Consider the following 25,970-nt stretch of genomic DNA (forward strand, 5'->3'; position numbering starts at 1 on the left):
GATTCTAACAAACGGATTACAAAGTTCGACAATTGTGATATTCTTATTTAGGCAAGTGCTTTGTTTCACAACGCTAAACGTCTGCAAGCGATTTGCAGGCGTTCTATTCTGTATTATTGAAGGGAAAGGAGCATATCAAACGTGGATGCCCTTACACAGTTTAAAAAAGCTTCCCGAATCAAAGTGATTCCCGTCATGCTGATTCCGGTCGCTTTGGGAGCGCTCGGGGCTTACGTATGGACGGGTACATTTCATATAGGCCTTTTTTTATTGACCTTGATCGGGAGCGGCGCTGCCCATTTGTTCTCCAATATGGTGAACGATTTATGGGACTATAAGAACGGAACGGACACGGAAGCGCATGAGCATGTAGATGCAATCTCCACCAACTCCGGGTTTTTGACCAAGGGGGTCTGGTCGCTCCGTAAGTTTGAGATTGTCACCTGGACGCTGTTCGGGATCGCGGCGCTGAGCGGCATCATCCTCAGCTTGATCAGCGGCTGGTGGGCTTTCGTCTTTGGCGGACTCGGCGGGTTGATCGCTTACTTTTACGTCGCACCTCCGATTCGATTCGGTTATCGCGGCAAGGGCTACAGTGAAATTGCGATTTTGCTGTCCTTTGGTATTTTGCCGGTGATGGGCGCATACTACGTTCAAACCTCACATATGGATGTTCGGGCCTTGCTGCTGTCACTGCCCATCGGGCTGCTGACAACGTTGATTTTGTTCAACCATCACTTTTTGCATTGGCAGGCAGACCGTCAGGCCGGGAAGAAGACCCTGGTCGTGGTATGGGGCGAAAAGAGAGCGCTGAACTTCTCGAGAGTTCTGCTGCTGCTGGCATGTCTTTCCTTAATAGCCTGCGTACTGGCCGGGGCGCTACCGCCTTACGCACTGATCGCGCTGATTACGATCATTCCGTTGTATCTTGTCTATGGAAGGCTGAAGGACAGCAACCGTTCCGAGGCGTATTTACCGCTGATGGGCGCGTCAACGATGACCACCATGCGCTGCGGTGGCGTGCTGATCCTGTCATTGATCATTCAGGGAATCATTCAGACTTTGTAAGGAAGAAGGGAAATAGATGGAACAACAACGTGTTTTTGGTGATTTTCACTCCATCCTGTCCGAGAGCGGGACTTGGAAGATCGGCGGGTTCCCGCTGCCGGACGGTTCATTCTGGGAATATCGCGAGCCGAATGCGGTCGTTATCGTCCGCAATGGCATTCTGTACGTACGCGCGCCGCTGAGCCGCCAGAATAACCAGATCCAAATTCTCGATAACGCCAAGCATATGTATTATTCCAACGAAGAAGTGGACGTGCCGGAATCCGGCGAGGTGACCTTCGAGCTGCAAATTCGGGCCCGCACCCAAGGTACGGTTCCCGGCGACTTGTATGACGGCTACGTATCTTTGAACCTGCTTGATTTCAGCACCGGCGCGGCACTGGACTTTTTTGCTTCGAACGACAAATACGCCAGCGTGTATGCGGTCCTGCCGTTCCCGGGCGTGCAGGTGCCGGAATCGGACAAGACCCGTTACTTCTGCATCTTCAAAGAGGAAGATACGCACTTTACGCCGCGGGAATTCAACACGTACAAAATCACGTATAACCGTGCCGAAGACGAAGCGATCTTCTACGTGAACGGCGAAGAGATCCGCCGGGAGACAAACATCCCGATCAAGTTCAACAAATTCACCATTGCGCTTGGCATCATGACCGAAAAAGACCTGACGCCGGAGGGCAGCGTATCCGTGCATGGACAAACCGTCATTGCCGAATATTCTCCCGTGACGGTCACGATAAAAGAGTAGACTTAAAAAAGATCATGCCCATCTGTTGGGCATGATCTTTTTTAAGTCGTGAGAAGGAGGGACTGCAGCAATGCTTGAGGCCGAATCGGGTAAGATAAAGCCCCCGAAAGGCCGAAGAAGCCGAGCCGGAAAGACGGAGATAGGGCAATAAAAGGTTGTATTGAATTCTTCTTCATTGACAATTAACGATTACGATTGTAAACTGTTCATTGTCGACCTATTGATTACATATGTAAATGAAGAAAGAAGGATGATCATCCATGAAAAAATTACCTCGCATTTCGGAAGCGGAATGGGAAGTGATGAAGGTGTTTTGGAACAGGTCTCCTGCATCCGCCCAGGAAGTCATTGAACAACTGAATCCTGAAACGGCTTGGAAGCCGGCCACCGTGAAAACCCTGATTAACCGCTTGCTCAAGAAGGAAGCGATCGGATTTCAACAGACGGGAAAAAGCTATCTCTACTATCCGCTGGTTAGCGAAGAGGAGTGCCTTCGGGCAGAAAGCCATTCGTTTCTTGAACGACTGTACGGAGGAGCCATAAAGCCGATGCTCGTCCATTTTCTCAAAGAGGAGAAGCTATCACGCGAGGAAATCGAAGAGTTGAAGCGGATCCTCGATGAGAGGAAGGGCTCATCATGAATGCCATTGTTGAACGGATACCGTCCGTTGTAAAGTGGATCGTTGAAACCTCGTTCGTGACAACCGTGATGGTCGTCCTTATTTTGGCCATCCGAATGATGTTGAAACATCGTATGCCGATCAAGTGGCAATACGGGATGTGGTTTGTGCTGATGGCAAGAATGATCCTTCCTTGGGCACCAGAGAGCGGCATGAGCCTGTTTAACATGTTCCCGTTCATGGAACGGCAAGCTTCCTCGGCGGTTATGAATTCCGCGCAGGTCATATCCGGAGGACATGCAGGAGGGCTGCCGCCTGTGCATACGTTGCTACCGTCGAATAGAGAAGAGAATGTTGCATCCCCGATCCCTTCAAACGTTGGAATTCCTACGAGGGATATCACTATGTTCGCCATATGGGCAGCGGGCGTGCTCACGTTTGGAGGAGTCCTGCTCAAGGCGAATCGGAACTTTGGACGACGACTTAGAAAGGTGCGTCCCATGCCCGCCGATTCCGATCTCATCCGACTTCTGGATCGATGCAGGGAAGAATTGGGGGTGAAACGCCGTGTTCCGCTACTTGTTTCGGCCGAAGTGGACGGGCCGAGCTTGTACGGAGTCTTGCGTCCCCGAATTTTACTGCCCGCTCATAGCAAGGGGACGTTTTGCTCCAAGGAATTGCGTTATATCTTCCTACATGAACTGGTGCATTTGAAACGCAAAGACATCGCAGTCAATGTGATGATGACCGCATTACTCCTTATACAGTGGTTTAACCCGATTCTTTGGTACGCTTATTGCAAAATGCGGGAAGATCAAGAGCTGTCATGCGATGCGGCGGCGATCTCACGTATCGACGTCAGCGAAGTACAAGATTACGGTTACACGATTGTTAAGCTGCTTGAGCGCAACGTTCAGCGTCTCGTTCCATTACTGGCCGCCGCAAAGTTTTCGCCGGAACAATCCCACCTAAAGAGGAGAGTCATGATGATTGCAACATTCGAAAAGCATTCGAAAAAGTGGTCCGCTGCCGGATTAGTCCTCATTCTGCTGTTAGTCGCCGTGTCGCTGACCAATGCCAAGGCTGAAGCGGAAAACCTTGTCTTGGCCAAGGAACTCGCCGAGATCCAACAAGTCAATGATCCTATTCTTCACGCGATAGATCCCGCTGTTCGCAGCCAGGTTGAAGACACCATCCATGAGGTGATGACCGATCTCGGTATGGCGCTGCCATTAAAGAGAGTAGAGCATGTTCCAAGTCAGAATCAATGGTTTCTCGAGTTCGAAGGCGACGAAACCGGAATGACGTTACTGTGGGTAAACGATGAGACAGGCAAATTCGAGAACGCTTCGATCGGAATCGATCTGCCGCCGGGTCGCGTGGAAGCTGCCTTAATACATCAATACGAAAATGCTTTGGATAAGCAAGGATATGCTAAACAAGCGGATATTACGGTACATCGCGTTATCGACAATATGCTGGACGATGGACCGTATCAGGTGCAGACCACGATAAGCGATGCAAATACGCAGGTTGTTTTCATGGATGGAACAGTCATCCACTTTCACGCAAATGGCTCCTGACACGATAACGAACAAGCAAATGAATATGGAGGAGCATTCCTAGCCCTGCTGCCCGGGTGTCAAAGCCGGCAAGCCTGTGAGTCGCAAAGGAATTCACAGCATTAAAGCCATCCCTGAAGAAAGGGATGGCTCTCTTTGCGGGAAAGATTGGGGGCCGAGCCCAAGAAAAGAGGATGTATCTGTGGAGGAGACCTGGCGTTCGCCTTTGAAACCGGGAAAATACCGCAAAAATATCATCCTGTTTTCCTGGTTTCAACAGCGACCGGAACGGATACATCCTCCCCAGAACAGGCCGACTAATCTTGATCACCTAAAATAAGAAAGCCATCCCACAAACCAAGGGATGGCTTTCATCGTTATTTCAGATCTTCAATCGAATTGGCTTCCACGTAAGACGGAACCACCAGTCCGGTTTTTACGCCTTCCATGTTGGCGCCAAGGTCTTCCACTTGGTCCTTGAATTTATCCCAGTAGTCCGCATGCGTCAGCGGCAGCCAAGCAGCCACGGTGGCGTCCACGTCGCCGTTGGCAACGCCGGTCCACATAGGGCCTGCTTCAACTTGAAGGGCTTCAACTTTGTAACCCAGCTTTTCTTCCATGATCACTTTCAGCAGGTTGGTGCTGGCAATTTCGGAATCCCAAGCCACATAACTGAATTTGAAGCTTTTGCCGTCAACCGGTTGAACGCCTTCGAGCCAAGCATCGACTTTCTCAGCGTTGCTGTCCGCCCATTCTTTGGCAGCAGCCTCAGGGTCTTGGCCTTCTTGGATCGCGGTCATAATCTGACCCATATCGTCGGATGTCCATTTGAAATTGCTCAGGAACTTATAGGCTTCCGGATGATCTTCCTGAAGTCCTAGGCGGGCAACGGTATGAATCTCTTCCGCTTCACCGTAAACCTTCTTCGGATCTTCCAGATACTTCAGATCGTATTTGGCGAACATCCAGTGCGGAGTCCAACCGGTAATAATGATCGGATCTTCGTTCTTGATGGCTTTATCGAGAGTTGCCGTCATGGCCGCACCGGAACCTTCGATCAGTTTCCAGTCGGTCAATCCATATTCCTCAATCGCAGCAGCCGTTGCTTTCATAATACCCGCTCCAGGATCAATACCGATGATTTCATGTTTGACTTGATCGCCGAGGGAAGCGGTGGAACCGCCATCAGCCCCGTTGTCCGTCGTTCCATTCGCGCCGCCGTTTCCGCCCTGACCGCAAGCGGACAGGACCAGAATAGCGGCCAAGCTCAGCAGCATCCAAAACTTCTGTTTCTTCAAATTAAGCACCCCTTTTTTTCGATTTAAATATATTTTGTGTAAAGCGGTCGAGGACAATCGCCAAAATGACGACGGCCAAGCCGGCTTCAAACCCTTTACCGATTTGCAGCTGCGTTACTGCACGATATACCTCGGCACCGATACCTTGGGCACCGATCATCGAAGCGATAACCACCATCGACAACGAGAGCATGATGGTCTGGTTGATGCCGGCCATCAAGGTTGGCATGGCCAGCGGCAGCTGCACCTTGAACAATTTCTGCCCGGAAGTCGAACCGAATGCATCCGCAGCTTCCGTCAATTCGCCGGATACTTGATTAATCCCGAGACGGGTCAGGCGAATCGTTGGCGGAATAGCGAAGATAACCGAAGCAATAACCCCCGGAACCACGCCCAGACTGAAGAATGTGACGGCAGGCAGCAAGTATACAAATGCCGGCATGGTCTGCATAAAGTCCAGAACCGGTATGATCACGCGGGATGCGGACTTGCTATAGGCGGCCCATATCCCTAGCGGAACACCTAGAATGACGGAGATCAATGCTGCCGTGATGACCAGACTGAGCGTGCTCATCGTCTGTGACCAGTAGCCCAAGTTGTCGATCAGCAGGAAGCCGATGGCCGTGAACAAGGTTAACGGCAGACGGCCCAGCAGGTAGGCAATGACGGCCAGGATGACGATGAACAGATACGGATGAGGAAGCATGAACAAATCCGTAAACAACTGCACAACGTTCTCGATAATGAAGGAGATGGCATCAAAGAATCCGGAGAACACGTCTCCCATCCAATCGACCAAGGAATCAACCCAGCTGGCAAGAGGGATCTTAGGCATCTTGCGTCACCTCCTCGTTCTTGGTTTCTCCGGCCAAGGCACCAAGGACGGCACCGCGGACGATAACGCCCATCAGTCGGCCGGTATCATCCACAACGGCCAATGGCACTTTGGACATGCTCGTAATTTCAAACAATTCATTTAGCAGCGTGTCGGGGCCGACGCTCGGTCCGTCCGTGATGAGAATATCCGCAAGCTTGCGGTTATTCTTCATGGCATCCGATGCATCTTCCGCCGTAATGACGCCGAGCAGCTTCTTCGAACGGTCGATCACGAACAGGTTCGAGATGCCGCGTTCACGCATAAGCTCCAGCGCAACCCGAGGCCCGCGATCCATCGTGATGGTTTCCGGACGGCGCATCACCCGTGAAGCGGTAAGCACCTTGGACAGATCCACGTCTTCCACGAACCGTTCGACGTAGTCGTTGGCAGGCTGGGTCAAGATCTCCTCCGGCGTGCCGATCTGCACGATCGAGCCGTCCTTCATCAAGGCAATGCGGTCGCCGATCCGAAGAGCTTCGTCCAAGTCGTGGGTAATGAACACGATGGTTTTTTTCATTTTGTCCTGAAGCTCGATCAATTCGTCCTGCATGTCTCTGCGAATGAGCGGATCCAGTGCGCTGAAGGCTTCGTCCATCAGCAGAATCTCCGGATCGTTGGCAAGCGCACGGGCCAGCCCGACGCGCTGCTGCATGCCGCCGCTGAGCTGATCGGGCATTTTTTCCTCCCAGCCCTTCAAGCCTACAAGCTCAAGCGACTTCATGGCCGCTTCGCGGCGCTTGCTCTTGTCTACCTTTTGAATCTCCAGACCGTATTCCACATTGTCCACAACCGTGCGATGGGGGAACAAGGCGAACTTCTGGAACACCATGCTGATTTTTTTGCGGCGTACTTCCCGCAGCTGTTCCTTGTTCATCTTTCGCAGGTCCTTGCCATGTATCAGGATTTCGCCCGATGTCGGTTCAATCAACCGATTTAGCAAACGGACGAGCGTAGACTTCCCGCTGCCCGATAGCCCCATAATCACGAAGATCTCGCCTTCCTGAATATCGAAGCTGACACGGTTAACGCCAACCGTTATATTTTTCTCTTTTGCAATTCGCGCTTTACTCCAGCCTTGCTCAAGCAATTGAAGCCCTTGTTCCGGGTTCGCGCCGAACAATTTGCTGACTTTGTTAACTTGCAGAATAGCCAAAAGTACTCCTCCTTTTATTGTATAGAGACGCGTCCATTTGTCCGAGTCTTTGCCGCTGTCGTCTCGTAAACCCATGTCACCCATTGTAACAACCGATACGTAAAGTATCAAACGTTATATCCGTACGTAAAGTACGTACAGTAAAAACTGTACAAAGTTATCCTTTGAAATGCTCCCATATGCTCCGATATCCTCCAGAGCGACCTTCTTTACTTTTAAAATAGCTTTCCCTACAATAGATCAGAGAATGTGTGTGGATTCGGCTTGTTTAGATTTCATGGAGATCGTTCACACTACACTTCGAGTCCACCTAGTTTTGTTGTGTTGACATGACTTCTTGGATGGCTACAGTATAGAGGAGGCTGCAAGCATGGGCTTGTACCATTTAGATGATGAACGGCAGGCAGCCGTGCAGAAGATTCGTAAGCGTGTCATTGAAAATATTGGACGAAATATGGACTTGTACGGCATTCCACACTCAACGGGACATTTATACGGATTACTTTATTTTGCAGATAAACCGATGAACCTGGATGAAATGGGACAGGAAATGAAGATGAGCAAGACCAGCATGAGTACAGGCGTGCGGACGCTGCTCGATTATAAAATGGTCAACAAGGTGTGGGAAAAGGGCTCCCGCAAGGATTTGTACGAAGTGGAGTACGACTGGTACCAGACCTTCTTCGATTTTTTCGATATTAAATGGCGCAAATCGGTGGAGAGCAACATTTTGGTCCTGCGCAAAGCGCTTGACGAAACGGAGAAGCTTCGCAAAGCGCATGAGCATGACGAAGAGCTGGTAGCGGTGCTGCAAGAGGATCAGGCGAAGATGCGTGAGGCCGTTGCTTACTATAAATGGCTGGAGCGATTGATTGATACTTTCGTGGATGGCGAAATCTTCAACTATGTGCCGAAAGAGCCGCCTGAGGGCAAATCCTGATCTTGAATATGGGGAAATTCCCCAGTATAATATGAAGTAAGGCAATGCTTACCTAAGAGGTACAACCTGATTTTATCGGGTTGTGCCTTTTTTTGTTATATGGCGCTGCCTTAAGCCAATAAACCGCATGTTAACCGCACATGTGGTGCAAAAATAATCAGGAGGGGTTAGAATGGTCAGTATGTCCTCAAGAATGGTAGAGATCGCAGATTTTCCATCGGTTAGCTTAAGCAATACCCGGAGTTTGTATGTATATCTTCCACCCAGTTATCACGAGAATACGGAGAAGCATTATGCCGTACTCTATATGCATGACGGGCAGCACGTATTTTCGGCGGATGAGCGAGGCGGCTCGTGGGAAATGCACGTCACCGCGGATCGGCTGGTTTCCGAAGGGCGGATGGAGGAGATTATCATCGTCGGCATCGCCACGGTTCCCCATCAAAGGCTGAACGAATATTTCCATGACAACCCGCGGATGCATCAGGTGTTCGATCCGCCGTTTGCCGGCGAACGGTACGAAACCTTTATCATTGAAGAAGTAATGCCTTATATCAACCAGAATTTTCGCACGTTGAGGGGCCCGGAGCATACGGCTATGATGGGTTCGTCCGCGGGCGGGATCGTCACCTACAACATCGGTTTCCGGAGGCCGGATGTGTTCGGTAGCATTGCGGTCATGTCGCCTTATTTCGTCAGAGCCCAATTCGATGAACGGGGCGAATTGAAGGAACATCCCTTTTATGAAAGATACGGTACGCACCCGAATCTTCGGGTTTGGCTGGATATGGGCGGTGCGGAAGGTGTTTTCATGGAAAAATACGCCCGGGAGGAAGCGGAACGCTTGGTTCAGGACGGTTTTGTGCCGGGGGATGATCTCATGCTGTTCCTGGATCCGGGAGCAGCTCACAGCCAAAGCGACTGGGCAGGCAGAGCGCACGCACCGCTGCTGTATTTTTTCGGCGACATTGGTGAACCGGTCTCGATCAAGCTGGATGGCGACGGCGTCGCAGGGGTAAACGGCCCCGTCAAGCAACTGAATCCGGTCATTACATACGACAGCGGATTTGTTCAAACGTTGATGAATGGGACATATCATGTTGAGTCTCCGGAATTGCTCACGATACTGCCGGACGGAACGCTTAAGCCACGAACTCCCGGCAGCACCCGGATTACGCTGCAAATGGGAAACTTAAGCGCGGATAAAGAGATTACGATCGTTGAAGAACTTCCGGAATTCGTGAACGTCGCGATTGAGGTGAAGGTACCGCCTGCAACGCCCGTTTCTCCCATGATCTATGCCGGCTTTGAGATTCCGTACAGCGGAGAGGGCGTTTACAGGGGAAGCGCGATGGTGCCGCACGGTTTGTCTTTTACGTTCAAGGTATCGCGAGGGTTTGGATTGCATGAGAAGATCGGGGATCCCAAAGTCAAACGGCGTTCGTTTACGGCATCGTCCGACTTGGAGCTGTTTTACGAGGTTGAGGACTGGGATGTTTAAAAGATGGATTGGCAATTGGAGGTTGAATCAGCATGACCATCAGATCAGCAAGGCCACAGGATGCGGGTGCGGCAGCCAGGCTGCTGTATGACGCACTGCACGATGTAGCTCATCGGTTAACGGGGGAAGACAGCGAAGAGAACGCGATTGAAGTGCTGGAGCATTATTTCCGGGCGGACGAGGGCAGGCTCAGTTACCGACAGTCTGCCGTGAAGGAGATCGACGGCGAGGTGGCCGGCATCATCGTTGCTTACGGCGGCGATCAAGCGGTCGAATTGGATCGTCCCATCTTGGATCGGCTGCGGAAGCTGAAGAGCGACCCTACCGTAACGCTGGATCAAGAAGCGGATGAGGATGAGTACTATATCGATACGTTATCCGTTTCCCCGCAGTTTGGAGGCAAGGGAATCGGTTCGGCGCTCATACTTCATGCGGAGAACCGGGCGAAGGAACTTAAGTACCATAAAATTGCCCTCGCCGTGGTGACGGACAATGTTCGTGCCCATTCGCTGTACGACCGAAAAGGATATAAAACGGATAAGGACATCATGATTAACGGGCATGTTTATCATCATATGGTCAAGCCCGTGTAGAAAAAATAAACAATGTATAAACCGCCTATTTACAAATGGTAATAGGTGGTTTATTATTGTGACATACCGATCTAGAAAATTAGATTGATAAACTAAATTAGATCAAACGAAAATAATCGTATGAATAACAAGTTTAGAATGAATAATACAATTAGAATGGAGAGTGGCATGATGGATCAAGATCAAAATCAAAGCATCGAAATATCGGTGGAGCAAGCGAAGCTGCTTGGCAGCGCCCAGCGGGTGAAAATTCTCGGAACCATGCTGGATACGGCCAAAACCTCCAAGCAAGTCGCGGATGAATTGGGAGATTCGCCGGGAAGCATCCACTATCATATCCAGAAGTTATATGACGGCGGGCTGATAGATTTGGTGGAGACCCGGACGGTCGGCGGCATCGTTGAGAAATATTATAAATCCAAAGCGAAGTGGTTTAACACGAAGGGAACGCAAACGATGGACCCGGTTCTTGCCGAAGATTACGACGCGGCGACCCGAACCCGAATTAGCTTGAGGCTGCAGCTGAACGCCGACCAATATGAAGAGATGACAAAGGAATTCAAGGAACTGCTCGAAAAATGGGTGAATAAGACCATCGCGACCAAAGGGGAAGACAGCAAGGAGTATGCCGTTGGGATCAATGTGGTTTCGACGGAAACGTTCAAATAGGAAGGGGCCTCGCAGCCTCTTCTCCTAAACTATAAAATTTTAATAAATAAGGGAGTGTTTCTCTGTGGAGATTTTAAAGAATCGCAATTTTCTGCTGTTGTTCATTGGCCGAATCCTTACGAATATCGGTGACAGCCTGTATGCTGTAGCGGCTATGTGGCTGGTATACGATCTGGGAGGTTCGACGCTGTATACAGGACTTGCCGGCCTCCTCTCGATTCTCCCCCGGATCATTCAATTGTTATCCGGCCCGATGATCGACCGCGTTCCCATACGGGGGCTTCTGGTGTCAACCCAGTTATTTCAAGCGCTTCTTCTGTTGATCGTTCCGCTTGCATTTTATTTCGACTTTCTGACGGTCGGCCTTGTACTGGCGATTACGCCGATTCTATCGACGCTGAATATGTGGGTATATCCGGCCCAAATGTCGGCCCTTCCTAAAATTCTCGAAAAGAAGCAGCTGACGCAAGGCAATTCGCTGTTCTCCCTGGCCTACCAAGGCATCGATGTCGCTTGCAATGCCATATCCGGCGTATTGATTGTCGTGCTGGGCGCAGTATCCCTTTACTTATGGAATTCCATTGGATTTTTCGTCGGAGCGTTGTTGTTTGCGCAATTGAAAATCAAGAAATCCATCAAAACTTCTGATAACAACGAAAATAAAACAACCTCGAAAGAGTCCCTAACTTCAAAAACGATGCAAAAGGCTCTTAGCCATTATTGGGCCGACATGAAAGAAGGTCTCCGTTACATCCTGGCAACCCCGCTCGCACGGGTACAGATGGGGATTATCGTCATTAATGCCGCAGGCGGCGCTACCTTCACGGTGATGCCTGCGTTCGCCGACAGCCTCGGCGGAGCCGGCGTGTACGGGATATTGCTCATGGCCCAGGCTTGCGGAAGTTTGCTGGGAGCGATCCTGGCTCCGTATATGAAGCTGGAGCGCCTGCCGCTTGGATATCTTTTTGCCGGAGCATTTTGTTTATCGGGTGCTGCCTGGTGCCTCAGCGTGTTCACCCCTTGGACCTGGCTTGTCGTTCTGGTGTACGGCCTGGCATGGTTTCCGGGAGGCATTACGAACGTCATCATCAATTCGGTCATTCAGAAGGCGATACCCGAGAAAAGATTGGGCACGGTGTTCGCGGCAGCAAGCGGACTCAGCGGAATTGCCATGCCGCTTGGCAGCCTGATTGGAGGTGCCCTTGGCGTGGTTGCGGCCAGCTCCTTCGTGATCGCGGGATGCGGAATCGCCGTGTTCTGCGTAGGGATCTACTGGGTCTTCGACTCGACCACCCGCAGCCTTCCGTCACCTGACCAAGTGGATGAGGAATGGTTCGCGCCTTATACGAATGCAACGCCTGAGAAGTCCGTCTCGTTGCATGCTGCCCATTAAGATGGCTGACTTGGATGAGGTTGATGCTTGTTGAAGAACAAGTCTCGGATAGGGAAACCCATCCTGAAATTTCAATAACGAGCCCGGATGAATCGGCGATCGAATGGATTCATCCGGGCTCGTTTTTTACGCATTGAGCGATCTTAAGCCCGCGCCGCAGTCCGCTGTAATCATGCTTGTCAGGCTAGTCTGCATAATGTGACCAAGTCCCTCATAGACATGTATCAATCAAGTCAAAACAAGTGTTGAAGGGGATGATGACATGCGCCGGATTTCATGGGTGCTGCTCGCGGTAGTATTATGCTTAACAACAATACTGGCGGGATGCGGGAAGAAAAATGCAGACAGCGTTGTGAAGGATCTGGGCAAGGTGGCTGATAAGCTGGAAAGTGCCAAGGGCGCTTACCAGGGAGCGGGCGTTATGACCATACATACCGGTTCGGCGCCGCAAGAGTATCAGGTTGAGGTATGGTACCAATCTCCATCTTACTATCGGATCAGCTTAACCAACGGGCAAAAGGATATTACGCAAATCGTGCTTCGCAACGATGACGGAGTGTTCGTGCTGACGCCAAGCTTAAATAAGAGCTTCCGCTTCAAGAGCGACTGGCCGGATAATCAGGGGCAGGTATATCTGTATCAAACGCTGCTGAGCAGCATTCTGAGCGACAATACGCGCCAGTTTGCCGAGGACAAGGACAGCTACGTGTTTGATGTAGCCGCCAACTACCACAGTCATTCCTTGATTCGTCAGAAGATCTGGCTCGCCAAGGACAACTACACGCCGAAACAGGTACAAGTATCGGATTCGGAAGCCAATGTCGTCGTTGAAGTGAAGTTCAATACCTTTACATTCGATACGAACCTGACCAAGGATTCGTTTGATACCAACAAGAATCTGAGTGCCATGAACGATGCGAAGGGGACGATTGCGGAAGTGGACGAGAACGGGGTACCGGTGGCTTCCACTACGGAGGGGAACGGCGCTCAGGGAACCGAGGGCTTGACGGAAACGGCAACCGGCGGAGACATGGGATCCTTCGGCATCATCTATCCGGAATATGTGCCTGCAGGGGTTACGAACAAGGACACCATGGAAGTTCCGGAGAGCAAGGACCATGCGGTTATTCTGAAGTACGACGGCGTATACCAATACACGATCATGGAATCCAGACCATCGGATCGTGCGGTTTCCCTCGTTCCGGGCGAAGCGGTTTATATTGATTTCACGACGGTCGGCCTGCTCACCGGCGATCAGCAAAGAACGCTGACTTGGAGTTCGGAAGGCGTGGAATACCGGATCACGAGCGCCAATCTGCCTGTCGAAGAAATGAAGAAAGTCGCTGCTTCCATGCAGGGAGAATCGGGTAAATAATACGAAGTAGGCGGATACCAAGCATTGAAGGAAGGCAATCTTCCGACAATGAGGCCATTCGCCTATTTCCTCCAAATAAAGGAATTTGGGCAGGGGACTTCATCGATATTTTGCAGTGATTCCGACGTTTCACCAAGTTTCGCCGTCCGGATGGAACCACGAGCTCCATAAATAAGCAGTTTGTCTCAATTGACAGTTGCTCCCGGGAACATTACCATTAATCTATTGTAAAGCATAATGCTTTTTTCAAAATGGTAAGAAGGTGACTGGAATTGCAAGCGATATATCGACCTACCCTGGCGGAAATCAACCTGGACCATTTGCGCGCCAACTATAACGCTTTTCGTGAGGCGCTGCCGGATCACATGAAATTGCTTGCTTGTGTGAAGGCGAACGCTTATGGTCACGGAGCCGTAGAAGTGGCACGCGAACTTCAGCAACTGGGTGCGGCATACTTAAGCGTGGCTTTCCTTGATGAAGCGCTTGAGCTTCGGCAAGGCGGCATCTCTGGCCCGATCCTGGTGCTCGGTTATACCCCACCGGAGGCTGTTGAGATCGCTTACGAGTATGATGTAACCATAACCCTGTTCAGTTCGGAAGTGCTCCAAGCGATAAAGGCACTGCCGGTCAAGCCGGAGAAGCCGCTTAAGGTACACATCAAGATTGACAGCGGAATGGGTCGTTTGGGCCTGCTTCCCGGCGAGGATGCGATTTCTTTTATAGAAGAAGCGTTTTCGCTGCGACAGGTTGTGGTCGAAGGAATGTTTACCCATTTTGCAAGAGCGGATGAAGAGAACAAAGACTATACGTTGGGACAGTATCGCCGTTTCCGGGGCGTTGCGGACGCTCTTCGGGATAAGGGTTGCCATATCCCGATCATACATACGGGCAACAGCGCTGCTGCGATCGATACACCTGAGCTATCCTATAATATGGTTCGAGTCGGCATCGGCTTGTACGGACTATATCCTTCGGACGAGGTGAATCGAAAGACAGTGAGCCTCCGCCCTGTCATGACGCTAAAGACAAAGCTTGTCTACGTCAAAAATTTACCTCCGCATTCCGGCATCAGCTATGGGACGAAGTATGTAACGGAGCAGGAAGAACGAATCGGGACCCTTCCCATCGGTTATGCCGATGGCTTCTCTCGTATGCTGAGCGGTAAAGCGGAAGTGCTGATACGCGGCCGCCGCGTCCCTGTAGTCGGAAATATCTGTATGGACCAATGTATGGTATCGCTCAAATCTTTCGCCGAGGAGGCGGAACAAATCAAAGCTGGTGAAGAGGTTGTACTCATCGGCCAGCAATCTGGCGAATGCATTACGGCAGATGAGCTGGCAGCCAAGCTGGGGACGATCCACTATGAGGTCGTCTGCATGATTGCCCACCGGGTACCGCGTCTTTATATACGCGATGATATACCGGTAAAGACTGTAAATGCGCTCTGGAACAACCTTTAAAAAAAGCATGTCGCCATAAGTTATTTATTCAGGAAAGAAGGAATACGTACAGATCTTCCCGAATTAGGAATATGTCGTTTAAGTCTGTACGAAAGTGTCGATTGTAGTTTATAATGATATGCAGCATACTTGATATACCTTCGGCATATATATTCTTTTGTATAATTTTCCTTGAATAATGTAATACTGGTGCACAGGGCGAGAAGGTTGTGGGGGTGTAATAGAAGGTGGCCAATATGCAGAACACCAAACGAATCATGATCAGTTTACCGGATCATCTTTTGCAGGAAGTGGACGGGATCGCTCAGCTGGAAAATTCCAACCGCAGTGAGCTTATTAGGCAGGCCATGAAGTTGTACCTGAATGAACGGAAGAAACGTTACATTCGTGAATCCATGCAGCGGGGTTATATGGAAATGGCCAAAATTAACCTGACCATGGCTTCTGAGGCGTTTCACGCGGAGGAAGATGCAGACAACACTCTAGACCGCTTAGTAAGCGGGGTGTAGACAGTGATCGTTAAACGGGGCGACGTATTTTTTGCGGATTTATCACCTGTTGTCGGTTCTGAGCAAGGCGGCGTGAGACCGGTCCTTGTCATTCAGAACGATATCGGCAACCGGTTTAGTCCGACTGTGATTGTTGCAGCCATTACGGCACAGATTCAAAAAGCCAAGCTGCCGACTCACGTCGAAATCGACGCGGCGTCGCATGGATTTGACCGGGATTCCGTCATTTTGCTAGAGCAGATCCGGACGATTGATAAGCAGCGGCTAACCGACAAAATCACCCATCTTGATGATGAAATGATGAGCAAGGTGGATGATTCCTTGCAAATAAGTCTGGGCTTGATTGATTTTTGATTCAATCAAAGGCGTTGCATGTTCCACATAGAACGGTTACGGCCAACAAAACCCTCAAGGAGTATTCCTTGAGGGTTTTTATATGGCGGTGAGGCGCGTTTATCCCTTAGGGACGATCGATTACGCGTTTGTAGGTATGAGCACGTATGCCGTGGTGACCGCTGCTGCAATGAACAGAAGGCAAACAACAGACCAGGCAATCGCATATTTGTCATTCATCGAAGGTGACCTCCCGATCGTAATGGGGTGTGGATATCCGGCAGCAGCATGTTCGTAGTAACAGAATATAAGCCGAAACTTAAAATTAGATGAAATTGACATTAAATGCAGCTTAAAGCCTTGCGAAGTGAGCGATGGAGTGGAAATAAGCGCTTAAGTTTGGGATAATAGCAAATATAGTTTCATTGAAGAAAGAGGGATATCATTGTCTGAATTAGAAGCTGTTGTGGAAGTAAATGAAGAACAGATTCGCAAGGAAGAGTCGAAACGGATCGTGAAGCAGATCGCGAAGGAGCTTCAATTGTCCGAGAAACAGGTGCGCACGACCGTTGAACTTCTGGATGAGGGCAATACCATACCGTTTATTGCGCGTTACCGTAAAGAAATGACAGGCGAACTGGATGAGAACCAATTGCGTGATATCGAAGAGCGGACAGGTTATTTGCGCAATTTAGAGGTCCGCAAGCGGGAAGTCATCCGCATCATAGAAGAGCAAGGCAAGCTGACGGAAGAGCTGAAAGCATCGATTACGGCGGCTGTGAAGCTGCAGGAGGTGGAAGATCTCTACCGTCCGTATAAGCAAAAACGCAAGACGCGGGCGAGCGTCGCCAAGGAAAAAGGGCTTGAGCCGCTGTCGGAGTGGATATGGTCGCAGCCGAAGCAGGCCGATGCGATGGTGGAGGCTGCGAAATATATCAATGAGGAGAAAGGCGTGGCTTCGGCGGAAGAAGCCCTCCAAGGCGCGATGGATATATTGGCGGAGAACATTGCCGATGATGCAGCCGTTCGTTCCTGGGTACGCCGGTTCAGCCTGGATCATGGCATTTTGACGTCGGAGGCAAAGGATACCGAAGCGGAATCCGTGTACGAGAACTATTACAATTACCGGGAATTGGCGAAGAAAATGCCGCCGCATCGGATACTGGCCATTAACCGGGGCGAGCGCGAGAACATTTTGAAGGTGGGGCTGGAGGTTCCTTCCGAATCCATACACGGGTATATCGGAAAGCAGGTGCTTAAAGGGCCATCGGCCGTGACGGACATTCTGACGGCGGTGATCGAGGACTCCTACAAGCGACTCATTGCCCCATCGATAGAGCGCGAGGTGCGCGGGGAGTTGACGGAAAAAGGGGAGAACCAGGCGATCTCCATCTTTGCGGGGAATCTGCGCAGCTTGCTGCTGCAGCCGCCGGTGAAGGGGCGCCGCGTGCTGGGCGTCGATCCGGCTTACCGTACCGGATGTAAGCTTGCTGTAGTCGATGACACGGGCAAGCTGCTGGAGGTAGCCGTCACGTATCCGACGCCGCCGGCCAACAAGAAGCGGGAGGCTGCCGCGAAGTTCAAGGAGCTGATTGCGAAATACGGAATCAAGCTCATTGTCATCGGGAACGGTACGGCATCCCGCGAAACGGAGCAATTCGTAGCGGAAGAAGTCATTGCGGAGCTCGCCGACCCAGAGCTTGCTTACCTCATCGTTAATGAAGCCGGGGCGAGCGTGTATTCGGCTTCGAAGCTGGCGCAGGAAGAGTTCCCGGATCTGGATGTGGCCGAGCGCAGCGCGGCCTCCATTGCACGCCGCGTGCAGGATCCGCTGGCCGAGCTGGTCAAGATCGACCCGAAGTCGATCGGCGTGGGCCAATATCAGCATGACGTAACCCAGAAGCATCTGGAGGAAAGCTTGAAAGCCGTCGTGGAGTCTGCGGTGAACCATGTCGGGGTGGATGTGAATACGGCATCGCCATCGCTTCTCTCATATGTGGCCGGCATCAATGCCACCATAGCGAAAAATATTGTGAAATACCGGGAAGAGAACGGGAAGTTTGTCAGCCGGAAGCAGCTGCAGAAGGTTCCGCGTCTCGGTGCCAAGACTTATGAGCAGTGTGTGGGCTTCATGCGGATTTCGGAAGGCGAGAACATCCTGGATCGTACTCCGATCCACCCGGAATCCTATGCAGTGGTTGACCGTTTGTTCCAGGAGCTTCAGGTTGGCCTGGACAAGCTGGGAAGCAAGGAGCTGGCTGAGCTGCTGGATGCCCAGCAGCCGGAGAGCCTGGCCGTGAAGCTTGAGGTGGGCGTGCCGACGCTTCGCGATATTCTGGACAGCCTGCAGCGTCCGGGACGCGATCCGCGGGAGGAACTGCCGCTGCCGATTTTCCGCCAGGACGTGCTGAAGATCGAGGATCTTGTGCCGGGAATGGAGCTTCAGGGAACGGTACGCAATGTCATCGATTTCGGCGCCTTTGTCGATATCGGCATCAAGAGCGACGGCCTTGTGCATATCTCCCAGCTGAGCGATGGATTTGTTAAACATCCGATGGATGTCGTCTCCGTGGGGGATAACGTGACCGTATGGGTGCTGAACGTGGATTTGAAGAAGGGGCGCGTCGGATTGACGATGCGCAAGCCGAAAAACCAAGGATAGAACTAAAGTGAGCTAAAGAAGAGCCGTATTCTCCTTTTGGGAGAAACGGCTCTTTTTTTGCATCATACAAAGTTTGTTCTGGAGGGTCTTGGGACATAACGATAGCAATGACTTCATGATCCAGTGTACCTGGCTGAAAACCGGTACGTTCAACTGCTGATTGACCCAGAGTATTTCTGCTGGCGTCCCCCTTTTAATGCTCATGACTGATCCCCGGCTTTTTCGACATGTATGTTGCGATATACTGCGTCAGCTTAAACGAACGGCTATTCCCCGGGCTCTGACTGCTGCTTTTTCTTCGCTCGAAAGCGTCTGACCTTCATCAGATTGCCGCACATTTTATCGTCGCAATAACGTTTGGAGCGGTTTCGCGTATCGTCGTAATATACCCAGAGGCAATCCGGATTGGTGCAGATGCGAAATCGCGACAACTCGCCTTGCTCGATGGTTTGCGCAAAGGAGCCGGCGATCTCGGCAGCGGCTGCTTGCAGGCCTGGATTTTGCGGAATATAAGAAAGCATCCCTTTATGCTCCTCATCGATCTTGAGCTGCCGAATGACCGGCCCTGTCGCCATCCAGCGGTTCAACTCCTCTACTTGCTGGTGGGAGGGAAGAGCACCCCCAATGATGCGCTGAACGCATGTTCGCAGGAAGGAACGAAGCTGCCGGAGAAGTTCCAGTTCATCCGAAGTCAGCGGAACGGCGATGTGGAGCTCATGCTCGCTAATAAATTCAGTGAGCCAATCCTCACGGGCGAGCCGGTCCTCGGATCGGCCGCTGCCTCTCCAGTCATGCCATTCGCTGTTTATAAAATCATCCCATAACATGAAGCTCATCCTTTCTTGCTCATTATTGTAACAAGTAAATAATCATGTTGCTAGTTACTTGTAATGGGATCTGAAGTGTGTTAATTTTGATGTAACTCTCTATTTTATTTATGGTGGTTACAATCTAAACGGAGGCGATGGACATGAACATGAAGGAATTGCTGCTGCAAAATTGGGATTATGCGATGGATCAGGAGGATTGGTATCCTCCGATTCTCCCCGCGCTGAAGGAGGTTACGCTGGAGCAGGCATTGTGGAAGCCGGAAGGGGAAGCGGCGAATTCCATTTGGGAGAATGTGCAGCATCTGCTGTATTACAAGCAGCGTCTGCTCGGAAGATTGGAAGGAATTCCGCTTCATAATGAAGGGATAGGAAACGACGAGACGTTTCAGATCCATGACACCAGTGAAGAGGCCTGGGATACGGCCCGGGAGCAGCTTCAGGAGGTCCACGCTGCTTTAAGACAGAAGTTCGAGGCCATGACGGAAACGGAGATTATCGAATCGCCGCAGCGGATACTCAGCTTAATCATGCATGACGCATATCATACGGGGCAAATCGTTTTTATTCGGAAGCTTCAGGGCTCCTGGCCAGCTAGACGAAGCGAATTATAGGAGCGGATTCCACGAATGCAGTCCACCTATTACCATGCAAAAATAAGCCGGACAGGAGCGTCCGGCTTATTGTCAACCTTATGGATCGATTGCAGGCCCTAACGGGCATTCGAATTTTCTTCACCTGGGGAATTCCGGTAAAAGTACCAGCATTCGTTCAGCAGCTTGATCTGACGTCTGTCCTTCTTGCGGAAAGCGCGTGTCAACTGATTGCAGAGCCATTGCGGCAAGGGTATCTCCTCCTCTTGCTATTTCCATCTGTATGGATAGCATATGGGGAAAATGCCCAAAGCGTGCAGGTCTACCTCGATTATTACGCTTCTTCCTCGTACCATTGCTCGAGCTGGGCTTGAAGGGCCCGAATTTCGGTAAGCAGCGAGATGAGCGGATATTCCTTTTCGTTCAGGGAAGCAAAGGCCTGCTCAAGCTCATTTATGTATTCAAGACCACCCTGAATGCTCAGCGATTCCTGCAGCAAATCCAAATGGTCGCATTCGGCTACGGCAAGAGGCAGCTGAGGTTTGCCTGCGGCGGTGAGTTTATCGATTTCCTTGTTCAGGCGTAAATTCAGGGCACTGAGCTGGTAAGCATAATCACTGGGCATTTCGACAAAGAATAGCTCGTCCTGACCCTTTAAAATAACGTAGCGCATATTCGGCATGATTGCAGGTTCTCCCTCCATACTTTCTACTTGACAGTGTAGCCCAGAGAGAAGTTAAAATTCAAGTAGCATTTATCGGGGCAAAGGAAGGATCAGACATAGTGACAACGAACGAGATGAGTAATGAGGAGCTGCAGGCCTGGGTCGAGAAAATCTCGCTGGAGAGCTTTCGGGTTCCGTTCAGGCATCAGGCTACGTTTAATCGGCGATTGTCTTCGACCGGCGGCCGCTATTTTATGAAAAGTCATCATATCGAGATCAATCCGCATCAGCTGGCCACGCACGGCAGGGATGAGGTGGAGAAGATCATCAAACATGAGCTGTGCCATTATCATCTGCACATTGCGGGCAGGGGATATCGCCATCGCGATGCCGATTTCAAGAAACTGCTGCAGGCCGTTGGAGGAAGCCGTTTCTGCAAATCGTTGCCGAAGGGCAAGGCGGCGGGCCGACGGCAACCGGAACCGTACCGATACATGCTTCGCTGCAGCGATTGCGGAACGGAATACCTGCGTAAACGGAAGATGGATCCCGCCCGGTATCGGTGCGGAAAATGCAGTGGGCGTCTTACGCTTCTGAAGCTTGACTCCCCTAAGAAGTCATGATAAATTATTAGTATTCAACTTCACGTTCCCTGATAGCTCAGTTGGTAGAGCACTCGACTGTTAATCGAGTTGTCACAGGTTCGAGTCCTGTTCGGGGAGCCATATGGAGAGATACCCAAGTGGCTATAAGGGGACCCTCTGCTAAGGGGTTAGACTGCGTAAGCGGTGCGAGGGTTCGAATCCCTCTCTCTCCGTTGAGCATTACATTGAAGAAAGCTCCCATCACCAAGTGATCGGGAGCTTTTTTTGCATAGGGATGAGAACCCAGATAGGGTTCGTCGGAGCATAATCAGCGTTAGGGATACTTCGCAGTCTCGACCGAAGGGAGAGTATCCCTCTCTCTTTCGTTGTAAGCTCAAGGGAAAATGCATATGCATACCATGTGAAGCGTGAAGAAAACAGCGTTCAAGAAGGGAAGTTGACACCGGATTTTTTAGGCTGATTTACGGGCCGAAAAAGCTCCATAAATCAATTTGAAAATTCGCGAAAAAAAAGCTTGCCAGCATTTTTAAAATTATGCTATACTCAATCTTGTCGTCACGGCGACGTGGTTAAGATGGCCCGTTGGTCAAGGGGTTAAGACACCTCCCTTTCACGGAGGTAACAGGGGTTCGAATCCCCTACGGGTCACCACTTTCTATATAACTTCGGGATGAGAACCCCGAGTATTCCTTTCTATATGGCAGCCGCACGATTGTCATCGAGAGCCATTAGCTCAGTTGGTAGAGCACCTGACTTTTAATCAGGGTGTCGAAGGTTCGAGTCCTTCATGGCTCACCATTTTTACTTAGTACGAAAAGACGTATCCCTTATATTATGCGGTAGTGGTGGAATGGCAGACACGCTATCTTGAGGGGGTAGTGGGTGTATACCCGTGGAGGTTCGAGTCCTCTCTACCGCATACCATGTTGAAGAAGAAGCTTCACGCATAGCGTGGAGCTTCTTTCTTGATATATCAGGATTTTCATAGAGATTATCCAGATTTTGGACGTTTTTCCTTGCGCATTTATGCAAAACCGGTGTTTCATCTCTGGTCAAGAGGTTAATATCATATCGTGGACGAGCAACAACTTCCAAAAACCTATAAGGAGTGATTCAGAATGGCTAATAACAATAATGGAAAGATGAGCCGTGAAGAAGCAGGACGTTTAGGTGGAGAAGCAACAGCGAACAACCATGATAAAGAGTTTTACCAAGAGATCGGACGGAAGGGCGGCGAAGCGACATCCCGCTCCCATGACAAAGAATTTTATCAGGAAATCGGCAAAAAGGGCGGAGACTCCACGTCAAACTCCCATGATAAGGAGTTTTATCAAGAGATCGGCCAAAAGGGAGGCGAAGCGACTTCCGACTCCCATGGCAAGGAGTTCTATGAGGAAATCGGCCGCCAAGGCGGCGAGGCTAGAGCCCGGCAGCGCCAACGGGGAAATTAATAATAATTCAGCGGATGTGAGAAGAGAGTCCCCTTGGAGAGGGCTGAAACTCTCTCATTCAAAAGATCCGCCTTTAGACATACTTGTAAATAGCAGCAGCCATGACTCCTTAAAGGGAGATATGGCTGCTTTCTTTTTTAGCCTGACTATCATGGCGCATTATGGAAAAGACGAAGAACGTGCTGGACAATTGATATGGTGTATGATAATTATATGATAATGATAACCATTCTCATTTAAGGTTGGGGTCTGCAATGAGGTTAAACCTATCGATGAACACCAGCAAGGGAGAGCTACGAGAATACAGCGGGTTCATGGCCCGTTTATGGAATATGGATATTGTTCATGGGCAAGGAATGTCCTTGGAACAACAGTTGGCCGTGCAGCCGGCCTTAATCGTCCCGCTTTGTGGAGAGACCTGTTTGCAGCAGGCAGAGCAAGTGACACGAATGAATAAGGGGTGCGTTTATTTTTGCGCGGCGGGATCTACTTTTGGTATTACGAGCGGTGAGTACTGGAGTTCCGAGGGACAGGAACAGGCAGCAGTCGCGATCCTTCATTTTGGCTTCTATGAAGGGATGTCGGGCTGCGGTCGGTTGCATGAAGTGGACGGCACGGCATTCATGCCCTATGACGGCATCTTTGTCATCAGCTCCCCGGACCGCTTGAATCTCGTCTGCCGGGCGATGTATAAGGATTTTCACAGCATGGATCCCATGAAGCAGTGGAGGGCTCAGCTGGATTTTCAGGAGCTGCTGTACACGATGATGGCCGAATGCAGCCCATATGCCAAGAATGATAAACGGCAAGCGCTGGAGCGGGTGAAGGAGTATATCGAAGAGCATTACGATGAAGATTTAACGATCGAGCAGCTGGCGAATCTCTCCGAGCTGAGCCCCAAGTATTTTGTAGAGGTCTATAAGAAGACCTATGGGCACAGCGCAATGGATTATTTGGCGAGCGTCCGTTTGAACAAGGCCAAACAATTGATGCTGGGTTCGGATTCCTTGCTGCGTGAGGTTGCCCATATGGTGGGGTATAAGGATGAATTTTATTTCAGCCGCAAATTTAAGAAAGCTTTCGGGATCTCGCCCTCCGCCTATATGAAGACAAGGAAAAATAAACTGGCGATGTACGGCTCAACGAGCCTATTGGGTTACGCCATGCCGCTGGATTTCACGCCGTATGCGGCTCCGCTTCATCCGAAGTGGTCACAGCATTACTATAACCATCTCGGCCCGGATATTCCGGTCCATCTGGATGCATACCGCCAGAACCATAACAAATATGCGAATCTGGAAAAGCTGGCCACGGCACGTCCGGAGCTCATCGTGTGCGCGCAGGGGGTTGAGGAGTGGGAGAAGGAGCAGCTTCGGCAGATTGCCCCTCTCTATGAAATGCCGGGAGAGCAGGAAGGATGGCGGCTCAATCTGCTCAGTCTCGCCAAAATGCTGGACAAGCTGCCTGAAGCAGAGCAGTGGATTGAAGCGTTTCATCACAAGATGTCGGCTTACCGGGAGAAGCTCCCCTCTAGCAATAGGGAAACCCGCACGCTTTTGACCGCGCGCCTGCATCAGGATGAACTTCGGGCATACAGCCATCCGGGCATGAAGGAAATACTATTCGATGATTTCGGTTTTCAGCCGGCCCTGCCTATGGATCAGCAGAATGAGGGGTGTTTGACGATGGAGCAAATCAGGGACAGCCGTGCAAACCATCTGCTTCTTCTGATCCGTCAAGATTCCGAAACGCTTGCCTATTGGAGAAGACTGCAGGCGACGCCGGAGTGGATGACCATCTCCGCGGTGAGGGAGGGAACGTTCCATCAATTATCCTCATATCCTTGGCGTGAGTATTCGCCCATTGCAATGGAGCAGATGGCGGAGGAGGCCTTCCGGTTGTTTTCCGGAAAATGTCCATGAGGAATCCGGTTATTTGTCCATGGTGCAAAAAGAGCAGATCCGATAGTATGATCAATAATGATAATCATTATCAATTATTAAATGATCATGGATCATGGAAGGGGTAACTGGAGAGAGATGAAACGGATGAAAATGGTTTTGGGGTTACTGCTGGTACTTGCTTTGGTACTATCTGCTTGTGGCGGAGGTAACGAGGCTAAAGATACAGACGGAGCAAGCACGAGTAATGCAGGAAGCACGAACACCGCTGAGGAGAATAAAGCTTCGAAGGAAGAAACACCCGCTGCGGGCGAAACCAAAGTTGTGAGATATCTTGATCAGGAATACACGCTTCCTGCCAAAACGGAGCGGATCGTTATCACGGGTGCCGTCGAAGCCATGGAGGATTCTATTGTACTGGAAGTGAATCCGGTCGGAGCGATCAGCTTCTCGGGCTCTTTCCCTCCATTGTTTGAGTCGATTACGAAGGATGCCCAGTCGGTAGGCGAGAAAACGGAGCCGAATTTCGAAACGATCCTCTCGCTTAAACCGGACGTGATTTTGGGATCTTCCAAGTTCAAGCCGGAAGTCGTGGAACAACTGAATAAAATTGCCCCGACGATACCCTATTCTCATGTATCCACCAACTGGGAGAGCAATTTGAGATTGCTGGGCGAGTTGAGCGGCAAGCAGGAACAGGCTGAGCAAGAGATCGCTAAATATAAAGAGGATCTGGAAGCCGCAAAGGCAACCATCGGAGACAGCCTGAAGGACAAGAAGGTTTTGGCGCTAAGGGTTCGTGCGGGGGAGATGTACATTTACCCGGCTGGGGTATTCTTTAATCCGGTATTGTACGAAGATCTGGGAATCGCCGTACCGGCTGAGGTTGAAGCCGCTCAAGCGCAGGAGCTGGTCTCCAAAGAGAAAATGGCTGAGATGAATCCGGATTACGTGTTTGTCCAGTTCTCTCCGGACGAGAACAAGGATACGCCGAACGCACTGGAAGAGCTGCAGAATGATCCTATCATGAAAAACCTGAACGCGTTCAAGAACGGAACGGCTTTTGTCAACGTGGTTGACCCGCTTGCTCAAGGCGGTACCGCGTACAGTAAAATCGAGTTTCTGAAAGCTGCCGTCGAAAATCTTACGAAATAATATCATTCAGTCC

Annotated in this window: 25 protein-coding genes and 5 tRNA genes; 24 read left to right on the forward strand and 6 right to left on the reverse strand. The window is 50.6% G+C overall.

The window, feature by feature from the left end; translation table 11 throughout:
- Positions 1 to 141: 141 nt before the first annotated feature.
- The 4 genes from BMX45_RS06155 to BMX45_RS06170 all read left to right on the forward strand — a co-directional run bounded on the left by BMX45_RS06155 (position 142) and on the right by BMX45_RS06170 (position 4,019).
- Positions 142 to 1,068 (forward strand): prenyltransferase, encoded by a 927-nt coding sequence (locus tag BMX45_RS06155; protein WP_090908962.1) that lies wholly within the window; start codon positions 142 to 144, stop codon positions 1,066 to 1,068.
- Positions 1,069 to 1,084: 16 nt separating this feature from the next.
- Positions 1,085 to 1,816, forward strand: a complete 732-nt coding sequence (locus BMX45_RS06160; protein WP_090908963.1) for a DUF6081 family protein — start codon at positions 1,085 to 1,087, stop codon at positions 1,814 to 1,816.
- Positions 1,817 to 2,076: 260 nt separating this feature from the next.
- On the forward strand, positions 2,077 to 2,457 hold the full coding sequence (locus BMX45_RS06165; RefSeq protein WP_090908964.1) for a BlaI/MecI/CopY family transcriptional regulator: 381 nt from the start codon (positions 2,077 to 2,079) through the stop codon (positions 2,455 to 2,457).
- On the forward strand, positions 2,454 to 4,019 hold the full coding sequence (locus BMX45_RS06170; RefSeq protein ID WP_090908965.1) for a M56 family metallopeptidase: 1,566 nt from the start codon (positions 2,454 to 2,456) through the stop codon (positions 4,017 to 4,019). The genes BMX45_RS06165 and BMX45_RS06170 overlap by 4 nt, the downstream gene beginning before the upstream one ends.
- 356 nt (positions 4,020 to 4,375) lie before the next feature.
- Here the strand turns inward: BMX45_RS06170 and BMX45_RS06175 are convergent, their stop codons facing one another.
- Genes BMX45_RS06175 through BMX45_RS06185 form a run of 3 tightly spaced genes read right to left on the reverse strand, consistent with a single transcriptional unit; the run spans position 4,376 to position 7,326 of the window.
- Complete coding sequence (locus tag BMX45_RS06175) at positions 4,376 to 5,296, reverse strand: glycine betaine ABC transporter substrate-binding protein (RefSeq protein ID WP_090908966.1); 921 nt, start codon at positions 5,294 to 5,296, stop codon at positions 4,376 to 4,378.
- A 1-nt stretch (position 5,297) separates the two neighbouring features.
- Complete coding sequence (locus BMX45_RS06180; protein WP_009594457.1) at positions 5,298 to 6,131, reverse strand: ABC transporter permease; 834 nt, start codon at positions 6,129 to 6,131, stop codon at positions 5,298 to 5,300.
- Entirely contained in the window at positions 6,124 to 7,326 is a 1,203-nt protein-coding gene (locus BMX45_RS06185; RefSeq protein WP_009594445.1) for a quaternary amine ABC transporter ATP-binding protein, read from the reverse strand. The genes BMX45_RS06180 and BMX45_RS06185 overlap by 8 nt, the downstream gene beginning before the upstream one ends.
- Positions 7,327 to 7,696: 370 nt before the next feature.
- Between BMX45_RS06185 and BMX45_RS06190 the strand changes: the two genes are divergently transcribed.
- The 10 genes from BMX45_RS06190 (at position 7,697) to BMX45_RS06235 (ending at position 18,761) form a co-directional block, all read left to right on the forward strand.
- Entirely contained in the window at positions 7,697 to 8,266 is a 570-nt protein-coding gene (locus BMX45_RS06190; protein ID WP_090908967.1) for a GbsR/MarR family transcriptional regulator, read from the forward strand.
- 172 nt (positions 8,267 to 8,438) lie between these two features.
- The gene (locus BMX45_RS06195) at positions 8,439 to 9,767 is read left to right on the forward strand and encodes an alpha/beta hydrolase (RefSeq protein ID WP_090908968.1); all 1,329 of its coding nucleotides are present in this window, start codon (positions 8,439 to 8,441) and stop codon (positions 9,765 to 9,767) included.
- 32 nt (positions 9,768 to 9,799) lie between these two features.
- On the forward strand, positions 9,800 to 10,360 hold the full coding sequence (locus BMX45_RS06200; RefSeq protein WP_090908969.1) for a GNAT family N-acetyltransferase: 561 nt from the start codon (positions 9,800 to 9,802) through the stop codon (positions 10,358 to 10,360).
- A 168-nt stretch (positions 10,361 to 10,528) separates the two neighbouring features.
- A complete protein-coding gene (locus BMX45_RS06205; RefSeq protein WP_090908970.1) occupies positions 10,529 to 11,029 on the forward strand; it encodes a winged helix-turn-helix domain-containing protein in 501 nt (166 codons plus the stop codon).
- A gap of 64 nt (positions 11,030 to 11,093) precedes the next feature.
- On the forward strand, positions 11,094 to 12,422 hold the full coding sequence (locus BMX45_RS06210) for an MFS transporter (RefSeq protein ID WP_090908971.1): 1,329 nt from the start codon (positions 11,094 to 11,096) through the stop codon (positions 12,420 to 12,422).
- Between the two features lie 262 nt (positions 12,423 to 12,684).
- The gene (locus BMX45_RS06215) at positions 12,685 to 13,797 is read left to right on the forward strand and encodes an outer membrane lipoprotein-sorting protein (RefSeq protein ID WP_090908972.1); all 1,113 of its coding nucleotides are present in this window, start codon (positions 12,685 to 12,687) and stop codon (positions 13,795 to 13,797) included.
- A gap of 272 nt (positions 13,798 to 14,069) precedes the next feature.
- A complete protein-coding gene (gene alr / locus BMX45_RS06220; RefSeq protein WP_090908973.1) occupies positions 14,070 to 15,257 on the forward strand; it encodes an alanine racemase in 1,188 nt (395 codons plus the stop codon).
- 227 nt (positions 15,258 to 15,484) lie between these two features.
- Positions 15,485 to 15,766, forward strand: a complete 282-nt coding sequence (locus tag BMX45_RS06225) for a CopG family ribbon-helix-helix protein (RefSeq protein WP_028406492.1) — start codon at positions 15,485 to 15,487, stop codon at positions 15,764 to 15,766.
- A gap of 3 nt (positions 15,767 to 15,769) precedes the next feature.
- Entirely contained in the window at positions 15,770 to 16,120 is a 351-nt protein-coding gene (locus tag BMX45_RS06230; RefSeq protein WP_006212388.1) for a type II toxin-antitoxin system PemK/MazF family toxin, read from the forward strand.
- Between the two features lie 424 nt (positions 16,121 to 16,544).
- Positions 16,545 to 18,761 (forward strand): Tex family protein, encoded by a 2,217-nt coding sequence (locus BMX45_RS06235; RefSeq protein ID WP_090908974.1) that lies wholly within the window; start codon positions 16,545 to 16,547, stop codon positions 18,759 to 18,761.
- Positions 18,762 to 19,027: 266 nt separating this feature from the next.
- Here BMX45_RS06235 and BMX45_RS06245 read toward each other — a convergent pair whose 3' ends face one another.
- Positions 19,028 to 19,588, reverse strand: a complete 561-nt coding sequence (locus BMX45_RS06245; RefSeq protein WP_090908976.1) for a CGNR zinc finger domain-containing protein — start codon at positions 19,586 to 19,588, stop codon at positions 19,028 to 19,030.
- 143 nt (positions 19,589 to 19,731) lie between these two features.
- Between BMX45_RS06245 and BMX45_RS06250 the strand changes: the two genes are divergently transcribed.
- Positions 19,732 to 20,202 carry a DinB family protein gene (locus BMX45_RS06250; RefSeq protein ID WP_090908977.1) on the forward strand — a complete coding sequence of 157 codons (471 nt, stop codon included), beginning with the start codon at positions 19,732 to 19,734 and terminating at the stop codon, positions 20,200 to 20,202.
- Positions 20,203 to 20,300: 98 nt separating this feature from the next.
- Here BMX45_RS06250 and cmpA read toward each other — a convergent pair whose 3' ends face one another.
- The gene (cmpA, locus tag BMX45_RS06255) at positions 20,301 to 20,432 is read right to left on the reverse strand and encodes a cortex morphogenetic protein CmpA (RefSeq protein WP_015737250.1); all 132 of its coding nucleotides are present in this window, start codon (positions 20,430 to 20,432) and stop codon (positions 20,301 to 20,303) included.
- 83 nt (positions 20,433 to 20,515) lie between these two features.
- Positions 20,516 to 20,863: a hydrolase/acyltransferase gene (locus BMX45_RS06260; protein ID WP_090908978.1), complete on the reverse strand. Its 348-nt coding sequence runs from the start codon at positions 20,861 to 20,863 to the stop codon at positions 20,516 to 20,518.
- 116 nt (positions 20,864 to 20,979) lie between these two features.
- On the opposite strand from BMX45_RS06260, the gene BMX45_RS06265 reads away from it, so the two are divergent.
- From BMX45_RS06265 to BMX45_RS06305, 9 genes are all read left to right on the forward strand, one after another.
- Positions 20,980 to 21,468 (forward strand): SprT family protein, encoded by a 489-nt coding sequence (locus tag BMX45_RS06265; protein WP_175495074.1) that lies wholly within the window; start codon positions 20,980 to 20,982, stop codon positions 21,466 to 21,468.
- A gap of 26 nt (positions 21,469 to 21,494) precedes the next feature.
- Positions 21,495 to 21,570: transfer RNA gene (locus BMX45_RS06270), tRNA-Asn, on the forward strand.
- A gap of 3 nt (positions 21,571 to 21,573) precedes the next feature.
- Positions 21,574 to 21,662: transfer RNA gene (locus tag BMX45_RS06275), tRNA-Ser, on the forward strand.
- Positions 21,663 to 22,026: 364 nt separating this feature from the next.
- Positions 22,027 to 22,101, forward strand: a tRNA-Glu gene (locus tag BMX45_RS06280).
- 71 nt (positions 22,102 to 22,172) lie between these two features.
- Positions 22,173 to 22,248, forward strand: a tRNA-Lys gene (locus BMX45_RS06285).
- Positions 22,249 to 22,286: 38 nt separating this feature from the next.
- Positions 22,287 to 22,369, forward strand: a tRNA-Leu gene (locus BMX45_RS06290).
- A 199-nt stretch (positions 22,370 to 22,568) separates the two neighbouring features.
- Positions 22,569 to 22,901, forward strand: coding sequence for a KGG domain-containing protein (locus BMX45_RS06295; protein ID WP_090908980.1), 333 nt, complete (start codon positions 22,569 to 22,571; stop codon positions 22,899 to 22,901).
- Positions 22,902 to 23,173: 272 nt separating this feature from the next.
- Positions 23,174 to 24,823, forward strand: coding sequence for an AraC family transcriptional regulator (locus tag BMX45_RS06300; RefSeq protein ID WP_254777984.1), 1,650 nt, complete (start codon positions 23,174 to 23,176; stop codon positions 24,821 to 24,823).
- 117 nt (positions 24,824 to 24,940) lie between these two features.
- Complete coding sequence (locus BMX45_RS06305; RefSeq protein ID WP_090908982.1) at positions 24,941 to 25,957, forward strand: ABC transporter substrate-binding protein; 1,017 nt, start codon at positions 24,941 to 24,943, stop codon at positions 25,955 to 25,957.
- Positions 25,958 to 25,970: the final 13 nt, after the last annotated feature.

The organism is Paenibacillus sp. cl141a (assembly GCF_900109305.1).
Taxonomy (GTDB): Bacteria; Bacillota; Bacilli; order Paenibacillales; family Paenibacillaceae; genus Paenibacillus_AQ; species Paenibacillus_AQ lautus_A.